Source organism: Candidatus Planktophila sp. (genome assembly GCF_046070465.1).
In the GTDB taxonomy this organism is placed as follows: Bacteria; Actinomycetota; Actinomycetes; order Nanopelagicales; family Nanopelagicaceae; genus Planktophila.
Genome location: NZ_JBJTMK010000003.1, coordinates 1 through 5,957, shown reverse-complemented (window position 1 = coordinate 5,957; position 5,957 = coordinate 1). Strand labels below are relative to the sequence as shown.

Here is a 5,957-nt window from a genome sequence, read left to right as displayed (position 1 = left end):
CAGCGATGCGTTCTGGAATAACTTTTCCGACGGCGATGTAATCAGTCATAAAGAGCGGTTCTGCGCCACAGACAACGAGATCGTCAACAACCATGGCAACGAGATCTTCGCCAATGGTGTCGTAAATTCCCATCTGGCGAGCAATCTCAGTCTTGGTGCCAACGCCATCTGTCGATGTTGCAAGCAGTGGCTGCTTCATACCCTTCAGCGCTGAGGCATCAAAGAGTCCTGCAAAGCCACCGATGCCGCCCATGACCTCGGGACGAGATGCGCGAGCGACCGATGCCTTCATCAACTCGACGGCGCGATCTCCTGCATCGATATCAACGCCAGAATCCTTATAAGTAGCCACCGTCTATACCTCCGTAATTTCTAAACGGGTCTTGCCTTCTGATAAATCTGCAGGAATCGCAATGGGGTACTTACCTGAGAAGCAGGCCGTACAGAGCCTATTTTCCGGCACTTTTGTCGCCTCGATGAGGCCTTCCTCTGAGACAAAACCTAGTGAATCTGCACCAATGGATGAGCGAATCTCTTCGATAGTCATCTCTGCGCCGATTAATTCTGAACGCGTTGCAAAATCGATTCCATAGAAACATGGCCACTTCACTGGAGGGGATGAGATGCGAACATGAATTTCCAGCGCTCCTGCTTCCCGCAACATCTTCACGATTGCGCGCTGAGTATTTCCACGAACAATTGAGTCATCGACAACAACAATGCGCTTGCCTTCAATAATCTCGCGAAGAGGGTTGAGCTTGAGGCGAATTCCCAACTGGCGAATAGTTTGTGATGGCTGGATAAAGGTACGTCCTACATATGAGTTCTTTACTAGACCTAATCCAAATGGAATTCCAGATTGCTTCGCATAGCCAATAGCCGCAGGAGTGCCGGACTCTGGAACCGGAATCACAAGATCTGCATCAACTGGTGACTCAATTGCAAGGCGACGACCAATCTCCCCACGGACTGCATGGATTCCTTGACCTGCAATTGTTGTGTCTGGTCGTGCAAGGTAAACATATTCAAAGATGCAACCTTTGGGATTTGGCGTCCCCCACATCTGAGAGCGCACACCCTCTTCATCAATTGCTACAAACTCACCTGGTTCAATCTCGCGAACAAAAGTTGCACCGACGATATCCAGCGCAGCTGTCTCTGAAGCAACTGCCCAACCCTTTTCTAGCTTTCCTAATACAAGTGGGCGAACACCATTGAGATCGCGCGCTGCATACAAGGTTGTCTCATCCATAATGACGAGAGAGAAGGCGCCCTGTAGCAGTGGCAAGACAGCAACAATGTTCTCTTCAATTGTTTCGTGATCTTGAAGGCCAATCAGTGCTGTCATGATTTCAGTATCAGTCGTTGCACCTCGTCCTAGCTTGGGAGTCTCAGTCTCAAGCTCTCGCACTAAATCAAAGAGTTCACCAGTGTTTGTGAGATTTCCATTGTGACCCAATGCAATTGTTCCGTACTTAGTAGGGCGCAATGTTGGCTGGGCATTGACCCAAGTGCTTGAACCTGTAGTGCTGTATCGACAGTGTCCTATAGCGATATCGCCCTTCAGCGATGAGAGATCGCTCTCAGTAAATACCTGCGAGACGAGGCCCATATCTTTGAAAATCACAATGCGTTCGCCATCGGATGTTGCAATACCTGCAGACTCTTGTCCACGATGCTGCAAGGCATAGAGGCCATAGAAAGTTAACTTCGCAACTTCTTCGCTCGGTGCATAGACACCGAAGACTCCACAGGCATCTTGTGGCCCTTTATCTTCATCGAGAAGATGGTGGTTGAGATTTCCGTCGGCTCTGCGTTTCATGCTCGCTCCGTTAGCGGTAGAAGGTGGCTTAAATCTGCGCGCGACCCTGAGGCTGAAATCAGCCCTTCACTCAGTGCATCTGCCCACGTTCTTTCGCCAGTGACGAGTTGCAGCCAGGTATCGGCGTTCATCTCAATCACATTCGCTGGAGTACCGCGTGTGTGCTTGGGGCCATCGCCACATTGCACAGCAGCATATGGAGGTATACGCACCTCAATAGCTTTGCCGGGGTACTTGTCAGCAAGTAAAGCCAAAGTTGTCTTTACCTCGCTTAAGATTTTGGGATCGCGCATCAATTACCCAAACAACTTCTTAAATGTCTCGGTGTGTGCTGTGCGAAGTTCAGCTAAAGGAATATTTGCATCGTTGATTACGAGTGCATCTCCCCCAGTTGTTCCAATCTTGGCAACTGGAATCGAGTGTTTTGTCGCAAGTGCTTCAAGCTCTGAAGCTTGTGATGGCTTTACCGCAACAACAACGCGACCTGGTGTCTCGCTCAGAAGTGCAACGCCAACGTTGTCGAGAGTTACCTGTGCTCCTACGCCGTGACGAAGTACCATTTCAATCAGCGAAATAGCGAGTCCGCCTTGGCTAAGGTCGTGGGCTGCAGCAAAGAGCGCGCTCCTATTTGCAGAGAGAAGCAGTTCGATCAGACGCATCTCGCGTTGAAGATCTGCAGTTGGGGCGATGCCACCGCGCATTCCATGGATATAGGCCCACTCGCTGCCAGAGAGATTGTGATCTTTGGCGCCCAAGAGGAAGAGCTCTAAACCAGCGTCTTTAAAGGACATTGGCGTACGAGTGCGGACATCTTCGATGACGCCGAGCACGCCGATCACCGGTGTTGGCAGAATCGCAGTGGTGCCAGTCTGGTTGTAGAACGAGACGTTTCCGCCTGTGACAGGAAGTCCCATCTCGAGGCAACCATCGGCAAGACCACGTACTGATTCCGCGAATTGCCACATCACACCCGGATCCTCAGGTGAACCGAAGTTGAGGCAGTTAGTAACAGCGAGGGGCTTTGCACCAGCAGTTGCAATATTGCGAGCAGCTTCTGCAAGAGCCAACTTCGCACCTTCGTAAGGATTGAGGTAAGACCAGTTTGCATTGGCATCTGTTGCAACTGCAACGCCAAGGTTGGTCTTCTCATCGATACGGACCATTCTAGAATCATCAGGTTGCGACTGAATTGTGTTGCCCTGGACATAGCGATCATATTGATCTGTAATCCAAGACTTATCAGCAAGGTTTGGAGTAGAAGCAACCTTCAGGATTGTTTCCTTTATTTCAGCCGCTGTTGATGGAAGTGGTGGGTTGATAGTTTCCTTTGCAACCTGATCGATGTAATCAGGCTTTGCAAGCGGGCGGTTATAGACCGGACCATCGTGTGCCACTGTGCGTGGTGGAACATCGACAATAAGTTCGCCGTTAAAGGTAATCTCAAGATGAGTTCCATCGGTTACTTCACCAATGACAGTCGATTTCACATCCCACTTCTTACAGATTTCCAAGAAGCGATCAATTTTTGATGGCTCAACAATTGCACACATGCGCTCTTGTGATTCAGACATCAGAATTTCTTCTGGTGATAGTGAGGGATCACGCAAAGGAACTTTTTCTAGCTGCACCTTCATGCCACCTGAACCACCCGAAGCAAGCTCTGACGTTGCACAAGAAAGTCCAGCGCCACCGAGATCTTGAATACCGACTACGAGATCTTCAGCGAAGATTTCAAGAGAACACTCGATGAGAACCTTCTCTACAAATGGATCGCCGACTTGAACTGCAGGGCGCTTTGCAGGTCCCTTGGATTCAAAGGTTTCAGATGCGAGAACAGATACGCCGCCGATTCCGTCGCCACCTGTCTTTGCCCCGTATAAAACAACGAGATTTCCTGCTCCTGCAGCCTTTGCGAGCTTGATATCGCTGTGATTCATAACGCCAACACAGAGCGCATTCACTAGTGGGTTGCCGAGATATGTTTCATCAAAGACAACTTCGCCACCAATGTTTGGCAAACCTAAACAGTTTCCATATCCACCAACGCCAGAGACGATTCCTGGCAGTACACGACGAGTATCTGGAGCATCTGCTGGACCAAAGCGAAGTGGATCCATGACTGCAATCGGACGAGCACCCATTGTCAAAATGTCACGAACGATTCCGCCCACGCCAGTTGCGGCACCTTGATATGGCTCAATAAACGATGGGTGGTTATGTGATTCGATCTTAAACGTTACTGCGTAACCCTGACCGACATCAACAACACCTGCGTTCTCACCAATTCCAACGAGAAGTGCATCGCTCTTAACTGCCTTCTCACCAAATTGCTTGAGGTGAACTTTTGAAGATTTATATGAGCAGTGCTCAGACCACATAACAGAGTACATTGCGAGCTCTGATGATGTTGGACGACGACCGAGAATCTCTTTGATGCTCGCATACTCATCTGGCTTTAAGCCAAGTTCTGCAAATGGTTGTGGTGCATCTGGGTTTGCCTTTGCTGTTGCAACCGTATCGAGAGCCATATTTATTTCACCATCGCTTTCAAGACAGATGTAAAGAATCCAAGTCCATCCACTCCAGGACCAGTGAGAGCATCGATTGCGTGCTCTGGGTGTGGCATAAGTCCAACAATGTTTCCGCGCTCATTGGAAATTCCGGCAATTAAATTGCGAGAGCCGTTTGGATTTTCACCGACATAACGCGCAACGATGCGTCCTTCACCTTCAAGCATCTTCAAAGTTTCATCATCACACTGATATGAACCTTCACCATTTTTCAAAGGAATGACTATCTCTTGGTCCTTTGAATAGGAGTTAGTCCAAGCTGTTGAGTTGTTTTCAATGCGGATTGCTTGATCAGTGCAGAGAAAATGCAGGTGCTGATTGCGAGTCAGTGCGCCTGGAATGAGGTGAGCTTCAGCGAGAACCTGGAAGCCGTTACAGATTCCAAGGAGCGGCATTCCGCCCTTAGCTGCTGCAATCAGTGGCTCCATCACTGGTGAAAAGCGTGAAATTGCGCCGCAGCGAAGGTAATCACCGTATGAAAAGCCGCCTGGAAGGATGACTGCATCGACGTCCTTGAGGTCGGCATCATCGTGCCAAAGCTCAATTGCCTCACCTCCGGCATATCGGACTGCGCGGGCGGCATCTCGATCATCGAGGGTGCCGGGAAAGGTAACAACACCGATCTTCATATCGCTTACTTCTCCACTCGAACTGTGAAGTTTTCAATAACTGGATTGGAGAGCAACTTCTCTGCAGCAACTTCAACTTCAGCGAGCTGTGCGGCCGTTGGCTCACCATCGACTGTAATTTCAAAGCGCTTACCTTGACGAACATCAGTAGCGAATGTGAAGCCCAAACGAGGAAGTGCTGATGCAACAGCCTTACCTTGTGGGTCGAGGATCTCTGGTTTCAACATTACATCCACCACGATTGTTGCCATTTTTTCTCTCCTTCGTTTGCCTAGTTGTTAAAACTTTGTGCCTGTAATGCGTTCATATGCCTCTTCATATCGAGCAGCTGTCTTCTCGATAATCTCTTGAGGAAGCTCTGGTGGTGGTGACTTCTTATCCCAGCCACTGGATATCAACCAATCACGAACAAATTGCTTATCAAATGACGGTTGTGATTTTCCTGGCGTCCAACCCTCTGCCTCCCAGAAGCGTGAGGAATCTGGAGTTAAGACTTCATCGCCTAGAGTGATTGTGCCTTCAGAGCTCGCACCGAATTCAAATTTGGTATCAGCGAGAATAATTCCGCGACTGAGGGCGTATTCAGCAGCTGTGTCATACAACTTAAGAGTTGTCGCACGTAGGTCCTCGGCGATATCGCGGCCAACAACGTTCACTGCAGATTCAAAATCGATATTGATATCGTGATCGCCGACCTCAGCCTTTGTTGCTGGCGTAAAGATTGAAGCAGGAAGCTTCGATCCATCGAGCAAACCTTCAGGAAGAGCGTTGCCACAGACTGCGCGATTGTCGTTGTACTCAATGAGACCGCTACCAGTGAGGTAGCCACGAGCAACACATTCGATTTCATACATCTCAAGTGGTTGAACAATGACTGCGCGATCAACGACTGACGTTGGAACATCTTCGGTGATGATGTGGTGAGGAACGATATCG

Annotated in this window: 7 protein-coding genes; all 7 read right to left on the bottom strand. The window is 49.3% G+C overall.

Annotated features, from left to right (window positions below; all coding sequences use genetic code 11):
- A partial coding sequence (locus ACKOVI_RS00105; RefSeq protein WP_509601593.1) for an AIR synthase related protein occupies positions 1 to 352 on the bottom strand: 352 nt, incomplete at its 3' end.
- A gap of 3 nt (positions 353 to 355) precedes the next feature.
- Complete coding sequence (purF, locus tag ACKOVI_RS00100) at positions 356 to 1,822, bottom strand: amidophosphoribosyltransferase (protein ID WP_509601591.1); 1,467 nt, start codon at positions 1,820 to 1,822, stop codon at positions 356 to 358.
- Positions 1,819 to 2,115, bottom strand: a complete 297-nt coding sequence (locus tag ACKOVI_RS00095) for a sterol carrier family protein (RefSeq protein ID WP_509601589.1) — start codon at positions 2,113 to 2,115, stop codon at positions 1,819 to 1,821. The genes purF and ACKOVI_RS00095 overlap by 4 nt, the downstream gene beginning before the upstream one ends.
- 3 nt (positions 2,116 to 2,118) lie before the next feature.
- Entirely contained in the window at positions 2,119 to 4,350 is a 2,232-nt protein-coding gene (purL, locus tag ACKOVI_RS00090) for a phosphoribosylformylglycinamidine synthase subunit PurL (RefSeq protein ID WP_509601587.1), read from the bottom strand.
- 2 nt (positions 4,351 to 4,352) lie between these two features.
- Positions 4,353 to 5,021 (bottom strand): phosphoribosylformylglycinamidine synthase subunit PurQ, encoded by a 669-nt coding sequence (purQ, locus tag ACKOVI_RS00085; protein WP_509601585.1) that lies wholly within the window; start codon positions 5,019 to 5,021, stop codon positions 4,353 to 4,355.
- A 5-nt stretch (positions 5,022 to 5,026) separates the two neighbouring features.
- A complete protein-coding gene (gene purS / locus ACKOVI_RS00080; protein ID WP_509601583.1) occupies positions 5,027 to 5,272 on the bottom strand; it encodes a phosphoribosylformylglycinamidine synthase subunit PurS in 246 nt (81 codons plus the stop codon).
- A 27-nt stretch (positions 5,273 to 5,299) separates the two neighbouring features.
- The coding region (locus tag ACKOVI_RS00075) for a phosphoribosylaminoimidazolesuccinocarboxamide synthase (protein ID WP_509601580.1) at positions 5,300 to 5,957 on the bottom strand (658 nt) is incomplete at its 5' end.

Excerpts from the sequence above, each read along its gene's own strand:
- purS (WP_509601583.1), bottom strand. The coding sequence starts at position 5,272 with ATGGCAACAATCGTGGTGGATGTAATGTTGAAACCAGAGATCCTCGAC.
- purL (WP_509601587.1), bottom strand. The coding sequence starts at position 4,350 with ATGGCTCTCGATACGGTTGCAACAGCAAAGGCAAACCCAGATGCACCA.
- purQ (WP_509601585.1), bottom strand. The coding sequence starts at position 5,021 with ATGAAGATCGGTGTTGTTACCTTTCCCGGCACCCTCGATGATCGAGAT.
- ACKOVI_RS00095 (WP_509601589.1), bottom strand. The coding sequence starts at position 2,115 with ATGCGCGATCCCAAAATCTTAAGCGAGGTAAAGACAACTTTGGCTTTA.
- purF (WP_509601591.1), bottom strand. The coding sequence starts at position 1,822 with ATGAAACGCAGAGCCGACGGAAATCTCAACCACCATCTTCTCGATGAA.